The sequence below is a fragment of the Mycobacterium heidelbergense genome, assembly GCF_010730745.1.
GTDB classification, from domain to species: Bacteria; Actinomycetota; Actinomycetes; order Mycobacteriales; family Mycobacteriaceae; genus Mycobacterium; species Mycobacterium heidelbergense.
This window is the reverse complement of record NZ_AP022615.1, coordinates 3172527-3199504: the sequence shown is the minus strand read 5'-3', so window position 1 is coordinate 3199504 and position 26978 is coordinate 3172527. Positions and strand designations below refer to the sequence as shown.

Sequence of the window (26978 nt, the reverse complement as noted above, 5' to 3'; positions counted from 1 at the left end):
AACGGAGACAAGATGGGCGTGTTGGTCTACGTCTTGCTGACGATCGCGGTGTTCGCCGTGCTCGGCTTGGCGCAGAAGTTGGTCGAGCGGCTATGAACTACGAAAACATTGTCGGCTTGGTGCTTTCCGTCCTCCTTGCGCTGTACCTCGGGGGCGCCCTGCTGTTCCCGGAGAGGTTCTAGTGAGCACAACAACAGCGGGGATCGTGTTCCTGGTCGTCCTCGTCGCGGCGCTCGTGGTGGTGCATGTGCCCCTCGGCGACTACATGTATCGGGTGTACACGGCGGAGAAGGACTCCTACGCCGAGCGGGTGATCTACCGGCTGATCGGTGTCGATTCCCGCTCGGAGCAGACGTGGGGCGCCTACGCCCGAAGCGTTTTGGCGTTCTCCTCGATCAGCATCCTCTTCCTGTTCGTGTTCCAGCTCGTGCAGGACAAGCTGCCGTTGCATCTGCATGATCCGGCCACAAAAATGACCCCGGGGCTGGCGTGGAACACCGCGATCAGCTTTGTCACCAACACCAACTGGCAGGCGTACTCCGGCGAGTCAACCCAGGGCCACCTGGTGCAGATGGCCGGGCTGGCGGTGCAGAACTTCGTGTCGGCCGCCGTCGGCATGGCGGTGGCCGTGGCGCTGGTGCGCGGCTTTGTCCGCAGGCGCACCGGCGATCTGGGCAACTTCTGGGTCGACCTGGTGCGCGGCACGCTGCGCATCCTGCTGCCCATCTCGGTCGTCAGCGCGATCCTGCTGGTCGCCGGCGGCGCGATCCAGAACTTCCACCTGCACGACCAGGCGGTCACCACCCTCGGTGGCGCCCAGCAGACGATCACCGGCGGCCCGGTCGCCAGCCAGGAAGTGATCAAGGAACTGGGCACCAACGGCGGCGGGTTCTACAACGCGAACTCGGCGCACCCGTTCGAGAACCCGACCGCGTGGTCCAACTGGCTGGAGATCTTCCTGATTTCCGTGATCGGTTTCTCGCTGCCGCGCACCTTCGGTCGCATGGTGGGCAGCAAGAAGCAGGGTTATGCGATCGCCTCGGTGATGGCGACGTTGTCCGCGCTCAGCGTGACGTTCATGCTGTGGTTCCAGTTGCAGCACCACGGCACCGTGCCCACCGCGGTCGGGGCGGCCATGGAAGGTACGGAACAGCGGCTCGGCGTGGCGGATTCGGCGGTGTTCGCCGACGCGACAACGCTCACCTCCACCGGTGCCGTCGACTCGTTCCACGACTCCTACACCAGCCTCGGCGGGATGATCACGATGTTCAACATGCAGCTCGGGGAGGTCGCCCCGGGCGGCACCGGCTCGGGCCTCTACGGCATGTTGATCCTGGCGGTGATCACCGTTTTCGTTGCCGGACTGATGGTCGGGCGCACCCCGGAATACCTCGGCAAGAAGATCAACCCCCGCGAAATCAAGCTCGCCGCAAGCTATTTCCTGGTCACCCCGCTGATCGTGCTCATCGGCACCGCGGTCGCGATGGCGCTGCCCGGCGAACGCGCCGGCATGCTCAACACCGGCCCGCACGGGCTGTCGGAGGTGCTGTACGCGTTCACCTCGGCGGCCAACAACAACGGCTCCGCGTTCGCCGGGCTCAGCGCCAACACCAACTGGTACAACACCGCCCTCGGGCTGGCGATGGTCTTCGGCCGATTCCTGCCGATGATGCTCGTCCTGGCGCTCGCCGGTTCGCTCGCCAAGCAGGGCCACACGCCGGAATCGGCGGGCACCCTGCCGACTCACCGGCCGCAGTTCGTCGGAATGGTCGCCGGCGTCACGGTGATCCTCGTTGCCCTCACTTTCCTGCCCATGCTCGCGCTCGGGCCTCTCGCTGAAGGAATCCACTGATGACCGCGACCGCTGTCGATTCGGCTGGGCAGACGCAGACGAGCACGAAACGGGTTCAGGGCGGGTTGCTCGACCCGAAGATGCTGTGGAGGTCGACGCCGGAAGCGCTGCGCAAGCTCGACCCGCGCACCCTGTGGCGTAACCCGGTGATGTTCATCGTCGAAATCGGCGCCGCCTGGAGCACCGCGTTGGCGGTCCTCAACGACACGTGGTTCGCCTGGTTGACCGTGAGCTGGTTATGGCTGACCGTGCTCTTCGCGAACCTCGCGGAGGCGGTCGCCGAGGGCCGCGGCAAGGCCCAGGCCGAAACGCTGCGTAAGGCGAAGACCTCCACCATGGCCCGGCGGCTCAGGAACTGGGAACCCGGCGCCGCTGCCGTGGAAGAACAGGTCGCGGCGCCGCTGCTGCAACAGGGCGACGTCGTGGTGATCGAAGCCGGGCAGGTGATACCCGGGGACGGCGACGTGGTGGAAGGCATTGCGTCGGTGGATGAATCGGCGATCACCGGCGAGTCGGCGCCAGTGATCCGCGAGTCCGGCGGTGACCGTTCGGCGGTCACCGGCGGCACCACGGTGCTGAGCGACCGGATCGTCGTGCAAATCACGCAAAAGCCCGGAGAGAGCTTCATCGATCGGATGATCTCGCTCGTCGAAGGGGCCAACCGGCAAAAGACGCCCAACGAGATCGCGCTGAACATCCTGCTGGCCGCGCTGACGATCATCTTCGTCTTCGCCGTCGCGACTCTGCAGCCGCTGGCGATCTACTCCAAGTCGAACAGCCCGGGCGTCCCGGATAGCCAGGCGCTCAACGCAAATGGTGTCACCGGAATCGTGATGGTGGCGCTGTTGGTGTGCCTGATCCCCACGACGATCGGGGCGCTGCTGTCCGCCATCGGCATCGCCGGCATGGACCGGCTGGTGCAGCGCAACGTGCTCGCGATGTCCGGGCGCGCGGTGGAAGCCGCCGGCGACGTCAACACGCTGCTCCTCGACAAGACGGGGACCATCACCCTCGGCAACCGCCAGGCCGCCGCCTTCATCCCCCTGGATGGGATCACCTCGGCGCAACTGGCCGACGCCGCCCAGTTGTCGAGCCTCGCCGACGAGACGCCGGAAGGACGCTCGGTCGTCGTGTTCGCCAAAGAACACTTCGGCCTGCGGGCGCGGACCCCGGGTGAGCTGGCGCACGCCCGGTGGGTTCAATTCTCCGCCGCGACCCGGATGTCCGGTGTGGACCTCGACGGGCACATGCTGCGCAAGGGTGCCGCCAGTTCGGTCGCGGAATGGGTACGCGCGCAAGGGGGTAAGGTCCCGCAGCAGCTCGGCGAGATCGTCGACGGCATCTCCGCCGGCGGCGGCACCCCGCTGGTCGTCGGCGAGTACGCCGACGGCGAGGCCGACAAAAAAGCAAGAGTGCTGGGCATCATCCACCTCAAGGACGTCGTCAAGCAGGGCATGCGTGAACGCTTCGACGAGATGCGGCGGATGGGCATCCGGACGGTGATGATCACCGGCGATAACCCGTTGACCGCCAAGGCGATTGCGGACGAGGCCGGGGTCGACGACTTCCTCGCCGAGGCCACGCCCGAGGACAAGCTCGCGCTGATCAAGCGCGAGCAGGAGGGCGGCAAGCTGGTCGCGATGACCGGCGATGGCACCAACGACGCGCCGGCGCTGGCTCAGGCCGACGTGGGCGTGGCGATGAACACCGGAACCTCGGCCGCCAAAGAGGCCGGCAACATGGTCGACCTCGACTCCGACCCCACGAAACTCATCGAAATCGTCGAGATCGGCAAGCAGCTGCTGATCACCCGCGGGGCCCTGACCACCTTCTCCATCGCCAACGACATCGCCAAGTACTTCGCGATCATCCCGGCGATGTTCGTCGCGCTGTTCCCCGGGCTGGACATGATCAACATCATGCGGCTGCACAGCCCGCAGTCGGCGATCCTGTCGGCGGTGATCTTCAACGCCATCATCATCGTCATGCTGATCCCGCTGTCGCTGCGCGGCGTGCGCTACACGCCGAGCAGCGCGTCAAAACTGTTGAGCCGCAACCTCTACGTCTACGGGCTCGGCGGTATCGTCGCCCCGTTCATCGGGATCAAGCTGATCGACCTCATCGTCCAATTCGTCCCCGGGATGTCCTGACATGAAGTTCTCGAATTTCGTCCGCATGCACTGGGCGGCCTTCCGCGCGCTGCTGGTGCTGACCGTCATCACCGGTCTCGCCTACCCGCTGTTCATCTGGCTGGTGGCGCAGATTCCGGGATTGCACGATAAGGCCGAGGGGTCGATCCTCACCGCCAACGGCGGGCCGGTCGGCAGCCGGCTGATCGGTCAGCTGTTCACCGACAAGGACGGGAACCCGTTGCCGCAGTACTTCCAGAGCCGCCCCTCGGCGGCCGGCACCGGATACGACCCGCTGTCGTCGAGCGCGAGCAACCTGGGCCCGGAGAGCATCGTCGACACACCCGCCGATCCGTCACAAATGGCGTCGGGCAAGTCCGCATCGGACGCGGGCTTCAAGCCGGGCCTGCTGACGCAGGTCTGCACGCGCAGCGCCGCCGTGGGCCAACTGGAAGGTGTGGACGGGTCGCGTCCATTCTGCACGGGCGGCGGTGTGGGTGCGGTGCTGTCCGTCATCGGTCCCCGTGATTCGCGTGGCTATGTCCTTCACCCGACCAGGGTCGTCAGCGTCAACGAGCCGTGCCAGTCAACGCGGACACCGTTTCTCAGCCTCTACGAGGGGGTGCGCGTGGAGTGCGCCAAGTACGGCGAGGACTACACGATCGGCCAGATCGTGCCCATCCGCGGCGCCGCACCCGCGAACCCGGCCGTACCCGCCGACGCCGTCACCGCCAGCGGCAGCGGCCTGGACCCGGACATCTCGCCGGCCTACGCCGACATCCAGGTCGCCCGGGTGGCCAAGGCCCGGCACGTCAGCCCGGATCAGATCCGCGCCGTCCTGGCGCGGTACCGCAGCGGCCGCGATCTTGGATTCTTCGGTGAGCCCACGGTGCGCGTCCTGCAACTCAACCTGGAGCTCGACCGCCGGTACCCGGTCAAAAGCTAGCGCCAAGGGGGATGATGGTTGACGTGACCGGTACCGCCCACCATCCCAAACGCGGGGAGCTGCGCATCTATCTGGGTGCGGCGCCGGGTGTCGGCAAGACCTACGCGATGCTCGGAGAAGCGCACCGGCGCCTGGAACGCGGCACCGATCTGGTGGCCGCGGTGGTCGAGACGCACGGCCGCCGGAAAACCGCTGAGCTGCTTGACGGCATCGAGGTCATCCCGCCCAGCTACGTCGAATATCGGGGCGGCAGCTTCCCGGAGCTCGACGTGCCCGCGGTGCTGGCGCGGCACCCGCAGGTGGTCCTGGTCGACGAACTCGCGCACACCAATACGCCGGGCAGCAAAAACGAAAAGCGGTGGCAGGACGTCAAGGAGCTCCTCGACGTCGGGATCACGGTGATCTCCACCGTCAACATTCAGCACCTGGAAAGCCTCAACGACGTCGTCGCCCAGATCACCGGCGTCGAACAACAAGAAACCATACCGGATTCGATCGTGCGGCAGGCCTCGCAGGTCGAACTCATCGACATCACCCCGGAGGCGCTGCGCCGCAGGCTGTCCCACGGCAACGTCTACGCCCCGGAGCGGATCGACGCGGCGCTGTCGAATTACTTCCGCCGCGGAAACCTCACGGCACTAAGGGAATTGGCGCTGCTGTGGCTGGCCGACCAGGTGGACACCGCGCTGGCCAAATATCGCGCGGAGAACAAGATTACCGACATGTGGGAGGCGCGCGAGCGGGTCGTGGTGGCGGTCACCGGTGGTCCCGAGTCGGAGACGTTGGTACGACGGGCATCCCGGATCGCGTCGAAGTCCAGCGCCGAGCTGATGGTGGTGCACGTCATACGCGGCGACGGGCTGGCCGGCCTGTCGGAGTCCCGGATGACCAAGATCCGCGAGCTGGCGAACAGCCTGGACGCCTCCGTGCATACCGTGGTCGGCGACGACGTGCCCACGGCCCTGCTGGATTTCGCGCGCGAGATGAACGCCACCCAGCTGGTGATCGGCACGTCCCGCCGGTCCCGGTGGGCGCGGCTGTTCGAGGAGGGCATCGGGCCGACGATTGTGCAGCGGTCCGGCAAGATCGATGTGCACATCGTCACCCACGAGGAATCCAAGCGCGGCTTTCACCTGGCGTCGCTCGCGCCCCGCGAGCGGCGCGCCGTGTCCTGGCTGGCGGCCGTCATCGTGCCGTCGGTCATCTGCGCCGTTACGGTGACGGTGTTCGACCGGTGCCTGGACAATGGCGGGGAAAGCGCGTTGTTCTTCGTGGGTGTCCTGCTGGTCGGCCTTCTGGGAGGCGTTGCCCCGGCGGTGCTTTCGGCGGTGTTGTCCGGCCTGCTGCTGAACTACTACCTGATCCCCCCACGACACAGCTTCACCATCGCCGAACCCAACAGCGCCATCACCGAATTGGTCCTGTTGCTGATCGCGGTCGCGGTCGCGGTGCTCGTCGACGGCGCGGCCAAACGCACCCGGGAGGCCCGCCGCGCATCGCAGGAGGCCGAGCTGCTGACGCTCTTCGCCGGGTCGGTGCTGCGCGGCGCCGACCTCGAGACGTTGCTGGAACGCGTGCGGGAGGCCTATTCGCAGCGGGCGGTCAGCATGCTGCGCGAGCCCAGCGAGGAGGAGCGCGCCAGCGGGAAGAGGAGCGACATCGTCGCCTGTGTGGGCAAAGATCCTTGTGTGACCGTCGATTCCGCCGACACCGCCATCGAAGTCGGCGAGTTCTGGATGCTGATGGCCGGCAGGAAGCTCTCCGCGCGTGATCGCCGGGTGCTGTCCGCGGTGGCCAGGCAGGCCGCGGGTCTGATCAGGCAGGGTGAGCTGGCCGAGGAAGCCGGCCGGGCCGAGGCGATCGTGCAGGCCGACGAGCTGCGCCGCTCCCTGCTCTCGGCGGTCAGCCACGACCTGCGCACGCCGCTGGCGGCGGCCAAGGTCGCGGTGTCCAGCCTGCGCGCCGAAGACGTCGCCTTCTCCCCCGAGGACACCGCCGAATTGCTGGCCACCATCGAGGAGTCGATCGACCAGCTGACCGCGCTGGTCGGCAACCTGCTGGACTCCTCGCGTCTGGCCGCCGGCGTGGTCCGCCCGGACCTGCACCGCGTGTACCTGGAGGAAACGGTGCAACGCGCGCTGGTCAGTATCGGCAAGGGCGCCACGGGTTTCTACCGATCCGCCATCGACCGCGTCAAGGTCGACGTCGGTGACGCGGTCGTGATGGCCGATGCCGGGCTACTGGAACGGGTCCTCGCCAACCTGATCGACAACGCGCTGCGGTACGCGCCCAACTGCGTGGTTCGCGTGAACGCGGGACGGGTCGGCGATCGCGTCCTGATCAATGTCATCGACGAAGGCCCCGGAATACCCAAGGGCACCGAGGATCAGATCTTCGAGGCCTTCCAACGGCTCGGCGACCACGACAACACCACCGGGGTGGGCCTGGGAATGTCCGTGGCGCGCGGCTTCGTCGAGGCGATGGGCGGCAGCATCGCGGCCGGCGACACCCCGGGCGGGGGGCTCACCGTCGTGGTGGATTTGGCGGCGCCACAACCGGTCGGTGCGCAGTGACCCGGGTGTTGGTGATCGACGACGAGCCGCACATCCTGCGCGCGCTGCGAATCAACCTGTCCGTGCGCGGTTACGAGGTCACCACGGCGTCGACCGGCGCCGGTGCGCTGCGCGCCGCCGCCGAGCACAGGCCCGACGTGGTGGTCCTCGACCTGGGCCTGCCCGACATATCGGGCATCGAGGTGCTCGCCGGTCTGCGCGGTTGGCTCTCGGCGCCGGTGATCGTGTTGTCGGCGCGCACCGATTCGTCGGACAAGGTCGAGGCCCTCGACGCGGGCGCCGACGACTACGTCACGAAACCCTTTGGGATGGACGAGTTTCTGGCCCGGTTGCGCGCCGCGGTGCGCCGCAATGCCGCGGCGTCCGAGCTGGACCAGCCGGTCATCGAGACCGACGCGTTCACCGTCGATCTGGCCGCCAAGAAGGTCACCAAGGACGGTGCCGAGGTGCATCTCACGCCGACCGAATGGGGCATGCTCGAGGTGCTGGTGCGCAACCGCGGCAAGCTGGTCGGCCGCGAGGAACTGCTCAAGGAGGTGTGGGGACCGGCCTACGCCACCGAAACCCATTATCTGCGTGTCTATCTGGCGCAGCTGCGGCGCAAACTCGAAGTCGACCCGTCACACCCCAAGCACCTGCTGACCGAATCGGGCATGGGCTACCGGTTCGAGGCGTGAGCGTGCGTCCACGGCGTCGAGTGTGCACCCAGGGCGCGAATTTCGCCGACATCGTCGCCGTGAACGCACGCCGGAAGCCCTCAGTTCACACTCGAAAGCCCTCAGTTCACACTCGAAAGCCGGGCGGGCCGGAGGTATTCGACTTGTGCCCGCCTCACAGCGACAGCGTGCAATCCTGCTGCGATACCGACTAAGTCACATCCGCCACACCGATCCCGCCCTAGAGTCGGCACTCCGTGTGCCCGCCTCGCAGCGACAACTTGGCCGCCGCCCGCAACGCGAGCACGCGTTGATGTATTCGGTGCTCGGTGCCCCGCGGGATGTACCTCGGTCCGTAGCGACCTCGGCCAAGCCGGCGGACCCTGTCGCGAGCCATCTCCCAACGCAGGGCATCCGAAATGACTTTCGATGCCCTGCCGGGGACGCAAAAGCCCTGTGCAGTAAGCGCATCCATCATGTCGGCGATCGTCGCCGGTCCGTTGAGGGCGAGGTGCATCGTGAGCACGTAACGCAGCTCGATTCCGTGAAGGTTCATCGCCCCAGAGTTGCATACCGGCACGACATCGGCCCGAGTTGTCGCTATGAGGCGGGCACGAGAGTGCCGACTCCGGCCAGGGGCCAGTGTGGCGGCTGTGACTCACTCCGCGATCGACAGCACGATGCCGTCCAGGATGTCGTGTTCGCTGACGATCAGCTCGTCGATGCCGGCCCGGGCGCGCAGCTCGCGCGCCAACTCCTCCACCACGATCGCGCCACCGCCGATCACGTCGGCGCGGCCCTCGTGCATCGGCCCCAGCGCCGCACGCTGGGATCGCGTCATGCCGATCAACCGCTCGCACACCGCCAGTAGGTCGCAAACCCCGACCCGCGAAAGATGAATGGCCGCGGCATCATACGTCGCCATGTGGTGCGCCAACGCCGACAGCGTGGTCATCGTTCCGGCGAGTCCGACCCAGGCCCGGGCCCCCTCGACGGGCACCACGCCCAGCGCGACGCCGAGCCGCTCGCGCACCACCCGGCGGGCCGCCTCCACCTCCGCGAGGGTCGGGGGGTCCGAATGCAGACAGCGTTCGGTCAGCCGGACGCAGCCGATGTCCGCCGAGTGGCTCGCCACCACCCGGTCACCGCCGAGCACGATCTCGGTGGAGCCGCCACCCAGGTCGACGACGACGAAAGGGCCCGCGGAACAGTCCAATTCGCCGACGGCCCCGCGGAAGGACAGCTCTGCCTCCTCGGCGCCGGTGATCACCTCCGCGACCGCGCCGGGCAGCACCGCGCCCAGCACCTCGGCCGTCATCGCGAAGAAGGCATCGCGATTGGCGACGTCGCGGGCCGCCGACGTGGCCACCATCCGCACCCGCTCGGCGCCGTGCGTTTCCAGCAGCGAGGCGTAGTCGGCCAACGCCGCCCGCGTCCGGGCCATCGCGTCGGGCGCAAACCGACCCGTCGCGTCGACGCCCTGCCCCAGCCGCACGATCCGCGTCTCGCGGTGCACGTCGCGCAGCTTCCCGTCGCTCACGTCGGCGATCAACAACCGAATCGAGTTGGTGCCGCAGTCGATTCCCGCGAGCCTGCTCACCATTGGCCGGCCACCAACACCGCGGCCGCGGCCGGGTCCTCCGCCAGCAGCGCCAGCGCCTCGTCGCCGAGCGGATTCACGCCGGGGCCCTTGGCCAGCGAGTGCGCGATCAGCACGTGCAGGCACTTGACCCGGTCCGGCATTCCCCCGGCCGACGACGTGGTCCCCAGCGGTTCGATCGCGTCGCGTTCGGCCAGATACGACTCGTGGGCGCGCCGGTACGCGGCCGCCAATTCGGGGTCTTGCCGCAACCGCTCGGTCATCTCGCGCATCAAGCCCGTCGTCTCCAGCCTGCTCGCGGCCGCGGTCAGCACCGGATGCGTGAGGTAGTACAACGTCGGAAACGGCGTGCCGTCAGGAAGTTTCGGCGCGGTCTTCACCACGCCGGGTTCGCCGTCGGGGCAACGATAGGCGATCTCCAGCACACCGCGCGGCTCACGCCCGAGCTGACGCGCCACCGCCTCCAGGTCGGCACGGTCAACCACCGGGGACCGTGGGGTTGGGCACTTCCGGCGGCGCCGGCGGCAGGTGCGGGGCGTCGGCGATGGTGTGCCACAGGGCCGTATACCAGGGATCGCCGTGATCCGGCTTCGCCGTCTCGGCTCCCGGCTGCGGCGACACCGCCGCAGCCGACGGCAGTTGAACCTGGAACGGTGTGTCCCCGGGCATCACGAAACCGAGGCGCTCGCGGGCCTGGGCCGCAATATAGGCCGGGTCACCGAGCTTGACCTTCTTCTGCTCGAGGTCGTCGATCTGGCGGCGCAGCGCGGCTTCGCTTGCGGACAACTGTTCCATCTCCGTGCGCTGCGCGAAGTAGGTGCGCACCGGGCCGGCGATGGTCAGCGTCAGCACGCAGATGACCGCGGCCAGCACCGCCGCCCGGCGCGCGGTGAAACCCAGCCGCTGATCGGAGCGCTGCTCGACGGACTCGGCGACCTGCCGCTTGATGGGTTCGACGACACGCTCGCGCAGCGTCCGCGTCGTGCTGCGGTCGGCCTGGGTCGTGGTCCGTGACGGCTTGGCCGAACGACCGCGCCGAACCGAATCGCCGGCCTTCCCCGGACGCGATGCCGGGGAGCGCCGCTTCGGATCGGGCTTAGCGGCCAAGCTATTTGGCCTCCGGCGCGTATCGCGGGAAGGCCAGGTCGCCGGCGTAGCGCGCGGCGTCACCGAGCGCCTCCTCGATCCGCAACAGCTGGTTGTACTTGGCCACGCGCTCGCTGCGGGCGGGCGCGCCGGTCTTGATCTGGCCGCTGCCGACGGCCACCGCCAGGTCGGCGATCGTGGTGTCCTCCGTCTCGCCGCTGCGGTGGCTCATCATCGTGCGATATCCGCTGTGATGGGCCAGCGCGACGGCGTCGAGCGTTTCGGTCAGCGTGCCGATCTGATTCACCTTGACCAGCAACGCATTTGCCACACCCTTTTCGATGCCCTCTTCCAGACGCTCGGGATTGGTGACGAAGATGTCGTCGCCCACGATCTGCACCCGGTCACCGATCGACGCGGTCAGGGCCGCCCAGCCGTCCCAATCGTCCTCGGACAGCGGGTCTTCCAGCGAGACAAGCGGGTAGGAGCCCAGCAGGCCGGCGTAGAACTCCGCCATCTGCTCGGCGGTGCGGGTCGTGCCCTCGAAGATGTAGCCGGTGCCGTCGGTGTAGAACTCGGTGGCCGCCGCGTCGAGGGCCAGCGCCACGTCGACGCCGAGCTTGAAACCCACCGATTCGATCGCCCGGCCGATCAGGTCCAGCGCCGCGGTGGTGCCGGCGACGTCGGGGGCGAATCCGCCCTCGTCGCCCAGGCCGGTGGACAGGCCCTCCTTCTTCAGCACGGACTTGAGCGCGTGGTACACCTCGGCGCCCCAGCGCAACGCCTCGGCGAAGCTGGCCGCGCCGATCGGGGCCACCATGAACTCCTGAATGTCGACGGCGGTGTCGGCGTGGGCACCGCCGTTGAGGATGTTCATCATCGGCACCGGCAGGATGTGGGCGTTGGGGCCGCCGACGTAGCGGAAGAGCGGCAGCTCGGCGGAATCGGCGGCCGCCTTGGCCACGGCCAGCGAGACCCCCAGGATGGCGTTGCCGCCCAGCCGTGACTTGTCCGGGGTGCCGTCGAGGTCCACCAGCGCCTGGTCCACCAACCGCTGGTCGTCGGCGTTGAGCCCGATCACGGCCGGGGCGATCTCATCGAGGACGGCCTGGACGGCTTTCTTCACGCCCTTGCCGCCGTAACGCTCGCCGCCGTCCCGCAACTCGACGGCCTCGTGTTCCCCGGTCGACGCGCCGGACGGCACCGCCGCGCGGGCAAACGTCCCGTCCATCAGGGCTATCTCGACCTCGACCGTCGGGTTGCCGCGGGAATCGAGGATCTCGCGGGCCCCAACCTGCTCGATAATCGGCACTGGGTTCTCCTTGTGTCGTAGCTGGTGCCGGCCTCGGTGCCGCCCTTAGCGTAAAGCCTGACCCATCCTGCTACAGCGGATGACCCGCCGCGTAGGCGGTCGCCCAGTCCCGCACCGCCCGCGCGTAGATACCGGAGTTGTTGTAGGCCCGCAGCGCGGTGATCCATCCCCTCGGGGTCGCGAGATCCTTTCCGCGCCAACACAGATAACCGGCCGCCGCCAGCGCCGCATCGTCGATGTTGTCCGGGCTGACGACGCCGTCGTTGTGGGCGTCGACCCCGTACAACCGCCATGTCTCGGGAATGAACTGCATCGGTCCCATCGCGCGGGCCACCCCGGCGTCCCCGTCTTTCCCGTCCTCGGCGTCGACGATGCGCAGGGTGCCGCCGCTGCCGTCCAGGCGAACACCCCGAATGGGCGGGCTCACGTCCCCGTTCGGTGACAGCGTGGCGCCCCGGTAGGTGCCGTGGTGGCTCTCCACCTGCCCGATGCCCGCCAGCGTGGTCCACGCGATGTGGCACTTCGGGTTTTCGACCTCGGCGACCCGGGCGGCGTAGCCGTACGCCTCCAGCGCGATGACCGGGATTTCCAACGCCGCCGAGCGTTGCTCCGCCCACCCACGCAACTGATCCGCGGGCCGGCCGCTGACGTGGGTGTCCACCGGCGGCACCGGATCGCCGGGCGGCGGTGGGACGCCGTCGGGGATGAACAGGCTGAGCTGCCAGGTGCAGCTGGACGCCAGAAGCATGACGGTCGCCCCGATCACGGCGGCCGCACGCAACCAACGCCTCGGCGACACCATGCTCCTTAAAGCTCCCCCCTAAACTCCCTACACAACTTCCGCCATCATCGTCCCACGCGCGTGGGGACTACCCGGTCGATTCCCGGCTCGGCCCGGGGCCGCCCCCGGAATCCTCGGACTCGGCCGGGGGCTCGTCGTCGACGGCATCGCCGGATGGCCAGTGGGCGCGCCACTCCTCCTCGCCGACCTCGCCCAGCGGCGCCACATCGAGCTGCTCGGGAACGCCGTCCCCGCGGCGGGCGGCGGCAATCACCCTCTCCACGCGGCGGACCGTGTCCACGAACTCCAAAACCGCTGTGCGCAGCGCGCTTTCGGAATCGACGTCGGCGGAGACCGAGATGGACGTGACGTCGCCGGGGATCAGGTCGCCCGGCAGGCCCGCCTTCTCGGCGCGTTGAATCACCTTCTGGGCCAAAGCTAATGCCGGTTGGCCGGTGTGGACGTCGTCCATCACCGAGTTCCGTGGCTTTTCGGCGGCCTTGCGCTCCTCCCACTGCGCCAGCTGATCTTCGAGCGAAATCAATTGCCCCGCAAGCACTCCCGGAACACGGTTGCCCAGCTTTCGCATCAGCGTGACGGCGACGTCGTCGATGGTGAAGGGAAACTGCCGCGCGTCCTCGGCGATGCGGGCATGGAAGAGGACCTGCAGCAACACGTCGCCGAGTTCCTCCCGCAGCTGGTCGGCGTTGCCGCTGCGCACCGCGTCCAGCAGCTCGTAGGTCTCCTCCAGCAGGAACCTGCGCAGCGAGTCGTGGGTTTGTTCGCTTTCCCACGGTCCGGCGGTGCGCAGTTTGTCCATCATCGCGACGGCGTCGACCAGCCGTTCGCCGCGCGGCGTGTCCGGCGCCGAGATCAGCCGGGCTCCGGCCGCCAATCGTGCGGTGACCGCGGGGTGGTCCGGATCGGAGGACAGCAACACCGGCGCGTCATCCCCGGAGTGCACCGGCCGCGCGGCGGGCAGCGACCAGGGCACCGCGACGGGCATCTCCTCGGTGTATTGCACCTCCCCGGCGAGGTGCTCGATGGCCTCGACGGGCACCAGCGATGGGCGGCGCGGGTCGAACAAGACGACAATCATCAGCGCCGCTCCTCCTCATCGCTTCGCTCTGTATCGTCGGCGGCGCGGATCATAAGCGCCGCTCCTCCTCACCGCTCATCGTTGCAGGTGGACCCGTTATACCAATATCTTTCTGAGGTTCACCTTGCAGCGCCGTCACCAGGTTCGCCACCATCTGCACCAACTCGACGTCGCGGAGGCGTGGGGCGCCGACCCCGCCCGCCCGCGGAATCGGGACCTGGACCGTGCCCGTCGTGGGCCGGTAGTGCGCCGACGGATAGATCCGCTTGAGCCGCACCTGGGCCGAATCGAGCAGCGTCACCGGGGACAGCCGCACGGTCGCCGCCGACGCGGCCGACACCTCGGTGATGCCGGCGCCGCGGCACACCAGCCGCAGCCGCGCCACCGCCACCAGCCGCCGGGCGGGCTCGGGCAGCGCCCCGTAGCGGTCGGTGAGCTCGTCCACCACGGCGTCGACCTCGCTGTCGGAGGCCGCCGCGGCCAACCGCCGGTAGCCCTCCAGCCGAAGCCGGTCGCTGGCGATGTAGTCCGGCGGCAGGTGGGCGTCCACCGGCAGGTCGATCCGCACGTCCTTCGGCTCCTCGGCGGCGGCGACCGTCTGGCCGTCCGCCGCCGCCCGGTAGGCCTCGACGGCCTCGCCCACCAACCGCACGTACAGGTCGAACCCGACCCCGGCGACGTGCCCGGACTGCTCGACGCCCAGCACGTTGCCGGCGCCCCGGATCTCGAGGTCCTTCAGCGCGACCGCCATGCCCGCGCCCAGCTCGTTGTTCTGCGCGATGGTCGCCAGCCGGTCGTAGGCCGTCTCGGTCAGCGGCGCGTGCGGCGGATAGAGGAGGTAGGCGTAACCGCGCTCGCGGCTGCGGCCGACCCGGCCGCGCAGCTGGTGCAGCTGGGACAGCCCGAAGGTGTCGGCGCGCTCGACGACGAGCGTGTTGGCGTTGGAGATGTCCAGGCCGGTCTCCACGATCGTCGTGCACACCAGGATGTCGTGCTCGCGGTTCCAGAAGCCCTGCACGGTCCGCTCCAGCAGGTCCTCGGGCATCTGCCCGTGCGCGACCACGACGCGCGCCTCGGGCACCAGCTCGCGCACCCGGGCGGCGGCGGAATCGATGGAGCTCACCCGGTTGTGCACGTAGAAGGCCTGCCCGTCGCGCAGCAGCTCGCGCCGCAACGCGGCGGCGACCTGCTTGTCGTCGTGCGGGCCGACGTAGGTCAGCACGGGGTAGCGCTCCTCGGGCGGGGTCAGGATGGTCGACATCTCGCGGATCCCGGCCAGGCTCATCTCCAGGGTGCGCGGGATCGGGGTGGCGCTCATGGTCAGCACGTCGACGTGGGTGCGCAGCGACTTGATGTGCTCCTTGTGCTCGACGCCGAACCGCTGCTCCTCGTCGACGACGACCAGGCCCAGGTCCTTCCACCGCACCCCGGTCTGCAGCAGCCGATGGGTGCCGATCACGACGTCCACCGACCCGTCGGCCAGGCCCTCGATCACGGCGCGGGACGCGGTGGCGTCGGTGAAGCGGGACAGCCCCTTGACGGTGATCGGGAAGTCGGCCATCCGGTCGATGAACGTCTGCAGGTGCTGGTCGGCCAGCAGCGTCGTGGGGACCAGCACGGCGACCTGCTTGCCGTCCTGCACCGCCTTGAACGCCGCCCGCACCGCGATCTCGGTCTTGCCGTAGCCGACGTCGCCGCAGATCACCCGGTCCATCGGGATCGGCTTTTCCATGTCGGCCTTGACCTCTTGGATCGCGGTGAGCTGGTCGACGGTCTCGGTGAAGCCGAACGCGTCCTCCATTTCGGCCTGCCACGGGGTGTCCGGCCCGAAGGCGTGTCCGGGGCTCGCGTGCCGTTTGGCGTACAGCGCCACCAGCTCGCCGGCGATCTCGCGCACCGCGCGGCGCGCCTTGGTCTTGGTGTTGGCCCAGTCGCTGCCGCCCAGCCGGCTCAGCGCCGGCGCCTGCCCGCCGACGTACCGCGACAGCTGGTCCAGGGAATCCATCGGGACATAGAGTTTGTCCGTGCTTTTTTGAGTGCCAGACCCCCTCTTGCTGGACGCGTATTCCAGCACCAGGTACTCCCGGCGCGCACCCCCGACGACGCGCTCGACCATCTCCACGAACCGCCCGATGCCGTGCTGGTCGTGCACCACCAGGTCGCCGGCCGTCAGCGCCAGCGGGTCGACGGTGTTGCGCCGCTTGGCCGCCAGCCGCTTGCCGTCGACGGCCATGGCCCGGTTGCCCGTCAGATCGGTCTCGGTGACGACGACCAGGTTGGCGCCCGGGATAACCACCCCGTCGTGCAGCGGGCCCTTCAGCACGCCGACGACACCGGGCTTGGGCGCCTGACCGGATTCCAGCATCCCGGCGGGGGTGTCGGACTCGGCCAGCCGCTCGACGACCCGGTGGGCGGTCCCGGTCCCGGGCGCGACCACCGCCGCGTACCCGCCGGTGCTGACGTGCGCGCGCAGCATCGCGAAGATGGCGTCAATATCGCCGACGGCGCCCTGCCGCCCGCGGGCCGACGGCGCCGCCCGGATGTCCAGCTCCACCGCCGACTCGTCGGACAGCTGGCTCAGGGTCCACCACGGGTGGCCGGATTGGGCGGCCGCGGCCCGCACGTCGTCGAGTTCGGCGAACCCCGACCCGCCCAGCTCCTCAACATCGACGGGCGCCGAACTGCCAAGGGCCGCCACCGACCACGACGCCTCGAGGAATTCGCGCCCGGTCTTGATCAGGTCGGCGGCCCGGCTGCGCACCTTTTCCGGGTCGCAGAGCAACACCGGCGCGCCGTCGGGCAGCTGATCGGTCAGCAGGGCGTAGTCGTCAGGCCGCAGCACCGGAAGCAGCGCCTCCATGCCGTCGACCGGGATGCCCTCGGCCAGCTTGGCCAGCATGTCGGCGACGCTGCCGGTGACGACGTTCTCGGGCGCGGGATGCCGGGCGGCCAACCGCGCGGCCCGCTCCCGCACGTCGTCGGTGAGCAGCAGTTCGCGGCAGGCCACCGCGACCAGCGTGTCGACCGCGACCTCTGGAATCGAGCGCTGGTCGGCGACCGAGAACATGCGCATCTCGCTGACCTCGTCGCCCCAGAACTCGATGCGCACCGGGTGCTCGGCGGTCGGCGGGAAGACGTCGAGGATGCCGCCGCGAACGGCGAACTCGCCGCGCCGGCCGACCATGTCCACGCGGGTGTACGCCAGCTCGACCAGCCGGGCGATGACGTCCTCGAAGGCGATCTCCCGGCCGACGCTCAACGCGACCGGCTCCACCAGGCCCAGCCGCGGCGTCATCGGCTGCAGCAGCGAGCGCACCGACGTCACCACCACCCGCAGGGGCGGCCCCAACCCGGTGTCGTCGGGATGGGCCAGCCGGCGCAGGACCATAAGCCGCGTGCCGACGGTGTCGACGCCGGGCGAGAGCCGCTCGTGCGGCAGCGTCTCCCAGGACGGAAAGGCCGCCACCGCGTCGCCGAAGACGCCGCGCAGTTCGGCGGTCAGGTCGTCGGCCTCGCGCCCGGTCGCGGTGACCACGAGCAGCGGCCCCAGCCGCGCCAGCGCGCCGGCGACGAACACCCGGGCGCTGGCGGGGCCGACGAGGCCCAGTTCGGCGGGCCGGGCGGTCGCGCTCTCGATCAACTGCCGGAAGGTCGGCGCGGTCAGCGCCAGATCAACGAGCCCCGCGATCGGGGTGTCTGGGCGAGCAGGCCCCGGTGCGGTCATGATGCTGCCATTCTAGGGGCCCCGCACCCGCGCCGAACTTCGTCAAGATCGGGCCCCGCACCGTCAAGGGATCGTAAGAAAAGCGGCACCCGACACGGGCCGGGCGCACGTTAAAGGCATGACATTGCTCGATATGTTGCCGTCGATCGGTCGGGCGGCGCCCCGGCGGTTGGATCCCGCGATCTGGCCCGCCACCACACACTGCGACGAGGAGGGCCGGCTCTGCGTCGGCGGCGTGCCCCTGACGGAGATCGCCGACGAGTTCCACACCCCGACCTACGTGATCGACGAGGCCGACTTCCGGCGGCGCGCCCGTCGCTACCGCAAGACGCTGCGCGGTGTCGAGGTCGTCTATGCCGGGAAGTCGCTGCTGACCACGGCGGTGGCGCGGTGGGCGCGCGAAGAGGGTCTCGGCCTCGACGTCTGCTCGGCCGGCGAGCTGGCCGTCGCCCTGGCCGCCGGGGTCGACCCGGCGCGCATCGTCATGCACGGCAACGCGAAGACGCCCGACGAGCTGCGGGAGGCGACCAGTGTCGGGGTCGGCCGCGTCGTGCTGGATTCGTGCATCGAGATCGCCTACCTGGCGGGCCTGGCCCGCAGGCGCCAGCCGGTGCTGATCAGGGGGACCCCCAACTTTGACAAATTCGGGCCATCCACCCGCGCGGTCACCACCGGCATCAGCGACCAGAAGTTCGGGTTCACCCTGGACGGCGACCACGCCGCCGACGCGGTGCGGCGCGTGCTGGCGCACCCCATCCTCGACCTGGTGGGGCTGCACTGCCACTTAAGCTCCCAAGGCTCGCAGGTCGTCGACCCCGCGCTCTACGGCGAAGCGATCCGCCGGATGATCGCCGCCATGGCCGACGTCCGCGCCCGCCACGGCATCATCCTCACCGAGCTGAACATCGGCGGCGGCCACGCCATCCCCTACCTGCCCGGCGATCGCGAGCTCGACCTCGACGAGCTGGCCGCCGTCATCGAGGACGCGCTGGACGAGGCCTGCGCCGCCGAATACTTCCCGCGGCCGACCGTCGTCGTGGAACCCGGTCGCGCCCTCAGCGGCCGGGCCGGGGTGACGCTGTATCGCGTGTGCTCGGTGAAGACGCAGCCGGGTGGCCGCACCTTCGTCGCCGTCGACGGCGGCATGAGCGACAACCCGCGGGTGTCGTTGTACGGCGCCCAGTACACGGTCGCGCTCGCGAACCGGCATCCGCTGGCGGCCAAGCAGCGCGTCACCGTGGCGGGGCGGCACTGCGAGGCGGGCGACGAGATCGCCCGGGACATCGAGCTGCCGGCGGACCTGCGCCCCGGCGACCTGTTGGCCGTCGCCTGCACGGGCGCCTATCACCACAGCATGGCGTCGAACTACAACATGGTCGGCCGGCCGCCGCTGGTGGCGGTCAAGGACGGGCGCGCCCGCGCGCTGATCCGCCGGGAGACGACCGCCGACCTGCTGTCGCGCGACTGCGGTTAAGGGCTATTCGTCCTGCAGCCGGGGGTCGGCTTCCAGTCCGATCAGCCCGTTCCACATCAGGTTGACCAGGTGCGCGGCGACCACCTCTTTCTTGGGCTCGCGCGTGTCGAGCCACCATTGCGCCGTCATCGACACCGAGCCCACCAGCGCCTGGGCGTAGAGCGGGGCCAGGTCGGGGTCCAGGCCGCGACGGGCGAAGTCGCCGGCCAGGATGGAGGCGACCTGGCTGACGGCGTCGTTGAGCAGGCTGGAGTAGGTGCCGGAGCTGATGGAGGCCGGCGAGTCGCGGATCATGATCCGGAAGCCGTCGGTGCGCTCTTCGACGTAGGTGAGCAGCGCCAGCGCGACCCGCTCGACGCGCACCCGGGACCGGTTGTTGGTCAGCGACGAGGTGATGCCGTCGAGCAGCGCCGACATCTCCCGGTCGACGACGACGGCGTACAGGCCCTCCTTGCCGCCGAAATGCTCGTAGACGACCGGCTTGGACACGTTGGCGCGCAGCGCGATCTCCTCGATGGAGGTGCCCTCGTAGCCGCGTTCGGCGAACAGCGAGCGGGCGATGCCGATGAGCTGCTGCCGGCGCTCGCTGCCGGTCATGCGGGCGCGCGGCGCCCGCGCGTCCTTATCGGGTTTGTCCGGCTCCTTGTCCAGAACGGCCACGTCGATCAGCGTATCGGTTCGCGGCATCGAGGCCGCCCGGCGTCGTCACGCTAGACTGCGGCAGGCCCGCAACTGCAATCCGTCGTGGTGTAATCGGCAGCACATCAGATTTTGGTTCTGAGAGTTCAGGTTCGAGTCCTGGCGACGGAGCGTGGCGTGGCCCCCTTTGCCTCGAGCGTGCACAAAATGCCACGCTTGACGGCGTGTCGGCGTACCGACACGCACGCTCGCGCCCTTGCCGGGTGCTTCCAATAACCGGGAGTTCGGGATGGGGGCTATCGAATGGTTCTCGATGAGCGCCTGTTAGCTCGGGCCGCCACCGTCGACGAGCTGCTTTCCGACGCGTTTGACCAATTGCCCAGTCAGAAGAGTGACACCGACCTGGCCGCGCGCCGCCTTGCCGCATGGTGCCGATCGTCCGCCGGCGGCGACCGGACACTGTTCGCCAGGCGGCTTCGGCGCGACGGACTGTCGATCGGGGACGTGCTGGCAAAATTCGCGACGGTTCGCCGCAATCCGTGCGTGCCCGCACCGCACTGGGTCGAGGACGCGGCGTGGATCGCCGAGGCGTTGCAGGACCCCCGTGAAACCGCGGCTCCCGAGGCCGGGCCGTGCGCCTTCGAGGACCTGCTGGAACCGGTGGTCCGGGAGGCGGAGAAGATCCTTTGGTCGGGTGTGGGCGGAGGTATCCAAGGCGCGCTGGACGACGGTGCCCGCGCATGCCTGCGCCGTTCGCTGACGACGCAGCTGTCGGACCTTTCGGCGCCCGCGCTCTACGAGCGATTCGCGAAGGCCCGCAACGACGGCGGGCCGAGCGGCTGCCATGACCGCTTCGTCTGCACCATGAAGACGAACGGATGGCGTCACCTGTTCGAAGCCAAACCCGTCCTGTTGCGGCTGATGGCCTCGCTCACCCGGCAGTGGATCGACGCGTCACGGGAACTGATCACGCGGCTGGATGCCGATCTGCCGGCGATTCGCCGCGACCTGCTGGACGCGGGCACATCCGCCCCGCCCTGCCAGGTGACCAGCATCGACGCCGACCTCTCCGACCGGCACAACTTCGGCCGTACCGTAACGATCATCGGCTTCCAGGACGGCTCGCGGGTCGTGTATAAGCCCAAGGATTTGCGGGTCGACGCAGCGTGGCATGCGCTGGTCGAAAGGCTGAACCGCGTTGCCCCCCTTGAGCTGCGGGCCGTGCGCGTCCTCGCGCGCCACGGTTACGGCTGGACGGAGTTCATCGATCACACGAGTTGTGTTGATCGACAGGGCTTTCAGCGATACTTCCGGCGCGCCGGCGCATGGCTGGCGCTCTTCCACGGCTTCGTCGGCGTCGACATGCATCAAGAGAACATCATCGCCTGCGGCGAGCATCCGGTACCGATCGATCTGGAGATGATCCTGCAGGCCGCCGAGCCGTGGGGCGACACGGGTTCCGCGGACGATGGGGACGCGTTCGAGGCCGCGACGGTGAAGGTCATGAACTCGGTAGTCATGGCCGGCGTCCTCCCCACGTACAGCTGGGATTCCCATGAGACCTTCTCGATGGGCGGAGTGATCTCGAATTCCGCTCCGCGAACCACACTGGCATGGAACGACATCAATTCCGACGCGATGCGGCCCGCGAAAGTTGTCCAGGCTGATGCGACCATCCCAAATCTCCCACACATCAACGGGTCTCATTCCCGGCTGGGCGGTTACGTCGACGACTTCGTATCGGGATTCCGCGACTACGCGAAGTTTCTTCAGCGGCAACGCCCGGACGACCTGCTGGACGGCTTCGGCGGCCTGCCGATCCGTCAGGTCGTCCGGCCGACGAGGTTCTACGGCATGCTGCTGCAGCACCTGAGAGATCACCGCGCCATGGACGACGGTGTCGCGTGGTCTGCTCAGGCGGACTTCCCGGCCCAACTGGCGGACTGGGAGCACGACGTTGACCCTGCATGGCCGTTGCTGCGCGCCGAGCGCGCGGCTGTCGTCGACTTGAATGTTCCGCACTTCGTGATGGCCAGCGACGGTCATAGCATCCACGACGCTGACGGCACCTCAATCCCGAGGGGGACGACACCGGGCCTCGATCGGGCGCGCGCCCGCCTGCGCGGCCTCGACGATGCGGAAATCGCATGGCAGACGGAGCTCGTCCGACAGAGCACCGCCACGCTCAGGCGGGCCGCACCCGTCCCGCTTGTCTCCACGAGCGGGCCGTCCGACGGCGACGTCGGTGATGCGTTCGCCACCTTCACCAAGGCAGCCGACGCGGTTGCCCGAACGCTCTCGGAGCATGCGGTGCGCAAGGGGCCGAGTGCGGCCTGGATCGGCCTCGACTGGCTGGGCGAGTCCGAGTTGTCACAGCTCGTCGTGCTCGGTCCCGACCTCTACAAAGGCACGTGCGGCATCGCGCTGTTCCTTGCCACACATGCCGCCGTCACCAACTCCACCTCCTCAAAGGCCCTTGCCGCCGCAGCGCTGTCCCGGCTGCGGGGATTCCTGCGCGGCCCCAACCCGGGGCGCGTCGCTCGCCAGGTCGGTGTCGGCGGCGGCCTTGGCCTCGGATCGATCGTGTACGGCCTCGCCGTCATCTCGACGCTGCTCGACGATGACGATGCGCTCCAGGATGCTCACGCCGCGGCAGAGTTGATCACCCCGGACGTTATTTCGGCAGATCGCCGGCTCGACGTCCTGGGCGGCAGCGCCGGCGCCATCCTGGGCCTGCTTCGGCTGCATCGCCAGACCGGGTCCGGCGACGCACTCGAGCGGGCGGCCAACTGCGGGTGGCATCTGCTTGCCCAACAGCGCACCGGGCCAGCGGGTCAGCGAACCTGGGCGCCGCCCGGCTCCGACGGCCCCCTCAACGGCATGTCCCACGGCGCGTCGGGCTACGCGTACGCCTTGGCGTCGCTGGCCTCGGCCACCGGATGTGACGAGTTCGCAAGCGCCGCAACCGAATGCATTGCTTTTGAGAACGCCTCCTTCGACGCCCACCGCAGCGATTGGCCCGACCTGCGCGGCGGTGGCGCGGCCGGGCGAGCCAAGTGGTGTTATGGCGCTCAAGGAATCGGGTTGGCGCGGGCCGCCATGACGAGGCACCCGGTAGGGTCGGGCGGAGCCCTCCGCAGCGACATCGAGAACGCCGTCGCGGCTACCGAGCACGGATGGCCGGCCGCGACCGACGCGCTGTGCTGCGGCACGCTCGGCAGCATCGAATTCCTGTGGGAGGCCGGCGGCATCCTCGGGCGAGACGATCTTTGCGAGCGGGCCTCGCTGCGGCTGCTGTCAGTCATCGAAACCGCCCGATCGAACGGCGACTACCGGTGGGCCGGCGGGACCACCAGCCGGTTCAATCTTGGCCTTTTCCGCGGCATCGCGGGCGTCGGCTACACGGCGTTGCGGCGAATCGAGCCCTCGCTTCCCAACGTCGTGATCTGGGAATGAGTGGGTTCTTGGCCGCTCGTATCGGCGAACACGCCAACCAGCCCTGCCACAAGGCCGCCTAAACTCATCTCTTGACATAGGAGCAACGCACCCTTGCGAGCCCCGCGACCAGCCACTAGAAGGGGAGGGCCGATGGCCTTTCGTGGTGACACCGCGGTCCTGGTCCTCGCGGCCGGGCCCGGCACCCGGATGCGGTCGGACACCCCGAAGGTGCTGCACACGCTCGCCGGCCGCAGCATGTTGTCGCACTCCCTGCACGCGGTCGCCAAGGTGGCGCCGCAACACCTGGTCGTGGTCCTGGGCCACGACCACCAGCGAATCGCGCCGCTGGTCGCCGGGCTGGCCGAATCAATGGGCCGCACGATCGACGTGGCGCTGCAGGATCGACCGCTGGGCACCGGCCACGCGGCCCTGTGCGGCCTGTCCGCCCTGCCCGACGACTACGCCGGCATCGTCGTCGTCACCTCCGGCGACACGCCGCTGCTGGACTCCGACACCCTGGCCGGGCTGATCGCGGCCCACACCGCGGCGCCGGCCGCGGTGACGGTGCTGACCACGACGCTCGGCGATCCCGGGGGCTACGGCCGCATCCTGCGCACCCAGGACAACGAGGTCATGGCGATCGTGGAGCACGCCGACGCGACGCCCTCGCAGCGCGAGATCCGCGAGGTCAACGCCGGCGTCTACGCCTTCGACGTCGCCGCGCTGCGCTCGGCGCTGGGCCGGCTGAGCTCCGACAACGCCCAACAGGAGCTCTACCTGACCGACGCCATCGCGATCCTGCGCGGCGACGGCCAGGCCGTGCACGCGCGGCACATCGACGACAGCGCGCTGGTGGCCGGTGTTAACAACCGGGTCCAGCTGGCCGAGCTGGGCGCCGAGCTCAACCGCCGGATCGTGGCCGCCCACCAGATGGCCGGCGTGACATTCGTCGACCCCGCGACCACCTGGATCGACGTCGACGTGACGATCGGCCGCGACACCGTCATCCATCCCGGAACCCAGCTGCTGGGCCGCACCCGCGTCGGGGGTCACTGCGTCGTCGGCCCCGACACCACGCTGACCGACGTCACCGTCGGCGACGGCGCGTCGGTGGTGCGCACCCACGGCGCCTCGTCGTCGATCGGAGACGGCGCGACGGTCGGCCCCTACACGTACCTGCGACCCGGGACCGTGCTGGGCGCCGACGGCAAGCTCGGCGCGTTCGTCGAGACCAAGAACTCCACCATCGGCGCCGGCACCAAGGTCCCGCACCTGACCTACGTCGGCGACGCCGACATCGGCGAGCACAGCAACATCGGCGCGTCCAGCGTGTTCGTCAACTACGACGGCGAATCCAAATCCCGGACCAGGATCGGCTCGCACGTGCGCACCGGGTCGGACACCATGTTCGTGGCCCCGGTGACGGTCGGCGACGGGGCCTACACCGGCGCCGGCACCGTCGTGCGCGACGACGTCCCGCCGGGGGCGCTGGCGGTGTCGGCGGGACCGCAGCGCAACATCGAGGGCTGGGTGCGGCGCAAGCGGCCGGGCAGCCCGGCGGCCCGGGCGGCCGAAAAGGCAGCCCAAAAATCCGAACCCGAACAGACACCGTGAATTCGGTATCTGGTAACCCGGCCATATTTCCGTACCATTCGCTACGTACGATGGGTCGTTCCATTCCACATACGGCGAGGGCAGCACGGTGAGCCACGACTGGACCGATAATCGCAAAAACCTGATGCTGTTCTCGGGCCGCGCCCATCCGGAGCTGGCCGAGCAGGTGGCCAAGGAACTCGACGTCCACGTCACCGCGCAGACGGCGCGGGAGTTCGCCAACGGCGAGATCTTCGTGCGTTTCCACGAATCGGTGCGCGGCTGCGACGCGTTCGTCCTGCAATCGCATCCGGCGCCGGTGAACGACTGGCTGATGGAACAGCTGATCATGATCGACGCGCTCAAGCGGGGCAGCGCCAAGCGGATCACCGCCGTCATGCCGTTCTATCCCTACGCCCGCCAGGACAAGAAGCACCGCGGCCGCGAACCGATCTCGGCGCGGCTGGTCGCCGACCTGCTCAAGACCGCGGGCGCCGACCGGATCGTGACCGTCGACCTGCACACCGATCAGATCCAGGGTTTCTTCGACGGGCCCGTCGACCACATGCGTGGGCAGAACCTGCTGACCGGCTACATCAGGGACAACTACTCCGACGGCAACATGGTGGTGGTCTCCCCCGACTCCGGCCGGGTGCGCATCGCCGAGAAATGGGCCGACGCGCTGGGCGGCGTCCCGCTGGCCTTCATCCACAAGACCCGCGATCCGCGGGTGCCCAACCAGGTGGTGTCCAACCGCGTCGTCGGCGAGGTCGCCGGGCGCACCTGTGTGCTGATCGACGACATGATCGACACCGGGGGCACCATCGCCGGCGCGGTGCAACTGCTGCGCGACGACGGCGCCACCGACGTGATCATCGCCGCGACTCACGGGGTGCTGTCCGACCCGGCCGCCGAGCGTTTGGCGGCGTGCGGCGCCCGGGAGGTGATCGTCACGAACACGCTCCCGATCGACGAGAGGAAGCGCTTCGCGCAGCTCACGGTGTTGTCCATCGCGCCGCTGCTGGCCAGCACCATTCGCGCGGTCTTCGAAAACGGCTCGGTCACAGGGCTATTCGACGGGGACGCCTAGATGACCGACAACGTCATCTACCACAACCCCAAGTGCAGCACCTCACGTAAGACGCTGGATCTGTTGCGGGACAACGGTATTGAACCCAGTATCGTGGAATACCTGAAAACCCCGCCGTCGCGGAGCGAGCTGGCTCGGATGATCCGCGACGCCGGCGTCGACGTGCGGGCGGCGGTGCGAAAGCGCGAACCGCTCTACGCCGAGCTTGGGCTCGATGCCGCCGGCGACGACGAGCTGCTGGACGCCATGGCCGAACACCCGATCCTGATCGAGCGGCCGTTCGTCGTCACGCCGAAGGGCACCCGGCTGGCCCGGCCGATCGACGCGGTGCACGAGATTCTGTGAGAATCCTTCTCGCCGCCGCCGTGGCCGCGGCGAGCGTGTCCGCGGCGGCCTGCGCTCCGAAAGAGCCCGACTACCGGTCGATTTTGTCGGGGAGCTCGACGACAAGTGCCGTGACGACGACCAATAAGCCGGTTCCCCTGTCGCAGTACCTGCAGGACATCGGCGTTGCCGGGCAGCAGGTGGCGCCGGGGTCCCTGACCGACCTGACCGTGTCGATACCGACGCCACCGGGCTGGTCGCCGTTTTCCAGCCCGAATATCACGCCGGAGACGGTGATGATCTCCAAGGGCGGCAAGTATCCGACGGCCAGGCTGGTGGTGTTCAAGCTGCGCGGGGACTTCGACCCGGCCCAGGTCATCAAGCACGGCAACGACGACGCCCAGCTGTTCGAGAACTTCAAGCAGCTGGACGCCTCTTCCGCGGACTACGACCGCTTCCCGTCGTCGATGATCCAGGGCAGCTACGACCTCGATGGCACGCGGCTGCACAGCTGGAACCGGATCGTCATCCCCACCGGGTCGCCGCCCACCAACCAGCGGTACCTGGTTCAGCTGACCATCACGGGCCTGGCCGACCAGGCGGCCGCGCAGGCGCCCGACATCGAGGCGATCATCCGCGGATTCGTGGTCGCCGCAAAGTGA

At 68.9% G+C, this 26978-nt stretch carries 21 protein-coding genes and 1 tRNA gene; 13 read left to right on the top strand and 9 right to left on the bottom strand.

What is annotated here, in order from left to right; all coding sequences use genetic code 11:
• Positions 1-92: 92 nt before the first annotated feature.
• The 6 genes from kdpF to G6N25_RS15090 are packed head-to-tail and all read left to right on the top strand — an operon-like array spanning position 93 to position 8177.
• Positions 93-182 carry a K(+)-transporting ATPase subunit F gene (gene kdpF, locus G6N25_RS23880; RefSeq protein ID WP_083073565.1) on the top strand — a complete coding sequence of 30 codons (90 nt, stop codon included), beginning with the start codon at positions 93-95 and terminating at the stop codon, positions 180-182.
• Positions 182-1852 carry a potassium-transporting ATPase subunit KdpA gene (gene kdpA, locus G6N25_RS15110; protein ID WP_083073566.1) on the top strand — a complete coding sequence of 557 codons (1671 nt, stop codon included), beginning with the start codon at positions 182-184 and terminating at the stop codon, positions 1850-1852. The genes kdpF and kdpA overlap by 1 nt, the downstream gene beginning before the upstream one ends.
• Positions 1852-4002, top strand: coding sequence for a potassium-transporting ATPase subunit KdpB (gene kdpB, locus G6N25_RS15105; RefSeq protein WP_083073567.1), 2151 nt, complete (start codon positions 1852-1854; stop codon positions 4000-4002). Before kdpA ends, kdpB begins: the two co-directional genes overlap by 1 nt.
• A gap of 1 nt (position 4003) precedes the next feature.
• Positions 4004-4927, top strand: coding sequence for a potassium-transporting ATPase subunit C (locus tag G6N25_RS15100; protein WP_083073568.1), 924 nt, complete (start codon positions 4004-4006; stop codon positions 4925-4927).
• An 11-nt stretch (positions 4928-4938) separates the two neighbouring features.
• Positions 4939-7500: a sensor histidine kinase gene (locus G6N25_RS15095; protein WP_083073569.1), complete on the top strand. Its 2562-nt coding sequence runs from the start codon at positions 4939-4941 to the stop codon at positions 7498-7500.
• Complete coding sequence (locus G6N25_RS15090; protein WP_083073570.1) at positions 7497-8177, top strand: response regulator; 681 nt, start codon at positions 7497-7499, stop codon at positions 8175-8177. The genes G6N25_RS15095 and G6N25_RS15090 overlap by 4 nt, the downstream gene beginning before the upstream one ends.
• A gap of 220 nt (positions 8178-8397) precedes the next feature.
• On the opposite strand, the gene G6N25_RS15085 is transcribed toward G6N25_RS15090, so the two are convergent.
• The 8 genes from G6N25_RS15085 to mfd all read right to left on the bottom strand — a co-directional run bounded on the left by G6N25_RS15085 (position 8398) and on the right by mfd (position 17758).
• Positions 8398-8712: a hypothetical protein gene (locus G6N25_RS15085; RefSeq protein WP_083073571.1), complete on the bottom strand. Its 315-nt coding sequence runs from the start codon at positions 8710-8712 to the stop codon at positions 8398-8400.
• A 102-nt stretch (positions 8713-8814) separates the two neighbouring features.
• A complete protein-coding gene (locus tag G6N25_RS15080; RefSeq protein ID WP_083073572.1) occupies positions 8815-9759 on the bottom strand; it encodes a Ppx/GppA phosphatase family protein in 945 nt (314 codons plus the stop codon).
• Positions 9753-10241, bottom strand: coding sequence for a DUF501 domain-containing protein (locus G6N25_RS15075; RefSeq protein WP_083073573.1), 489 nt, complete (start codon positions 10239-10241; stop codon positions 9753-9755). Before G6N25_RS15075 ends, G6N25_RS15080 begins: the two co-directional genes overlap by 7 nt.
• Positions 10234-10863: an FtsB family cell division protein gene (locus G6N25_RS15070; RefSeq protein WP_083073574.1), complete on the bottom strand. Its 630-nt coding sequence runs from the start codon at positions 10861-10863 to the stop codon at positions 10234-10236. Before G6N25_RS15070 ends, G6N25_RS15075 begins: the two co-directional genes overlap by 8 nt.
• A 1-nt stretch (position 10864) precedes the next feature.
• Positions 10865-12154 (bottom strand): phosphopyruvate hydratase, encoded by a 1290-nt coding sequence (gene eno / locus G6N25_RS15065; protein ID WP_083073575.1) that lies wholly within the window; start codon positions 12152-12154, stop codon positions 10865-10867.
• A gap of 70 nt (positions 12155-12224) precedes the next feature.
• Positions 12225-12953 carry a lytic transglycosylase domain-containing protein gene (locus G6N25_RS15060; protein ID WP_142272579.1) on the bottom strand — a complete coding sequence of 243 codons (729 nt, stop codon included), beginning with the start codon at positions 12951-12953 and terminating at the stop codon, positions 12225-12227.
• A gap of 70 nt (positions 12954-13023) precedes the next feature.
• The gene (locus tag G6N25_RS15055; protein WP_083073577.1) at positions 13024-14034 is read right to left on the bottom strand and encodes a nucleoside triphosphate pyrophosphohydrolase; all 1011 of its coding nucleotides are present in this window, start codon (positions 14032-14034) and stop codon (positions 13024-13026) included.
• A 49-nt stretch (positions 14035-14083) separates the two neighbouring features.
• On the bottom strand, positions 14084-17758 hold the full coding sequence (mfd, locus tag G6N25_RS15050) for a transcription-repair coupling factor (protein WP_083073578.1): 3675 nt from the start codon (positions 17756-17758) through the stop codon (positions 14084-14086).
• A 118-nt stretch (positions 17759-17876) separates the two neighbouring features.
• Here mfd and lysA point away from each other — a divergent pair, with 118 nt between their 5' ends.
• Entirely contained in the window at positions 17877-19232 is a 1356-nt protein-coding gene (gene lysA, locus G6N25_RS15045) for a diaminopimelate decarboxylase (RefSeq protein WP_083073579.1), read from the top strand.
• A 3-nt stretch (positions 19233-19235) separates the two neighbouring features.
• Here lysA and G6N25_RS15040 read toward each other — a convergent pair whose 3' ends face one another.
• Positions 19236-19829 carry a TetR/AcrR family transcriptional regulator gene (locus G6N25_RS15040; RefSeq protein ID WP_142272586.1) on the bottom strand — a complete coding sequence of 198 codons (594 nt, stop codon included), beginning with the start codon at positions 19827-19829 and terminating at the stop codon, positions 19236-19238.
• A 141-nt stretch (positions 19830-19970) separates the two neighbouring features.
• On the opposite strand from G6N25_RS15040, the gene G6N25_RS15035 reads away from it, so the two are divergent.
• From G6N25_RS15035 to G6N25_RS15010, 6 genes are all read left to right on the top strand, one after another.
• Positions 19971-20042: transfer RNA gene (locus G6N25_RS15035), tRNA-Gln, on the top strand.
• Positions 20043-20174: 132 nt separating this feature from the next.
• Positions 20175-23327 (top strand): type 2 lanthipeptide synthetase LanM family protein, encoded by a 3153-nt coding sequence (locus G6N25_RS15030; RefSeq protein WP_083073581.1) that lies wholly within the window; start codon positions 20175-20177, stop codon positions 23325-23327.
• Positions 23328-23459: 132 nt separating this feature from the next.
• Complete coding sequence (gene glmU / locus G6N25_RS15025) at positions 23460-24923, top strand: bifunctional UDP-N-acetylglucosamine diphosphorylase/glucosamine-1-phosphate N-acetyltransferase GlmU (RefSeq protein WP_083073582.1); 1464 nt, start codon at positions 23460-23462, stop codon at positions 24921-24923.
• An 88-nt stretch (positions 24924-25011) separates the two neighbouring features.
• Positions 25012-25992, top strand: a complete 981-nt coding sequence (locus G6N25_RS15020) for a ribose-phosphate diphosphokinase (RefSeq protein ID WP_083073583.1) — start codon at positions 25012-25014, stop codon at positions 25990-25992.
• A complete protein-coding gene (arsC, locus tag G6N25_RS15015) occupies positions 25993-26337 on the top strand; it encodes an arsenate reductase (glutaredoxin) (RefSeq protein ID WP_083073584.1) in 345 nt (114 codons plus the stop codon).
• On the top strand, positions 26334-26978 hold the full coding sequence (locus G6N25_RS15010; protein WP_083073585.1) for an LpqN/LpqT family lipoprotein: 645 nt from the start codon (positions 26334-26336) through the stop codon (positions 26976-26978). The genes arsC and G6N25_RS15010 overlap by 4 nt, the downstream gene beginning before the upstream one ends.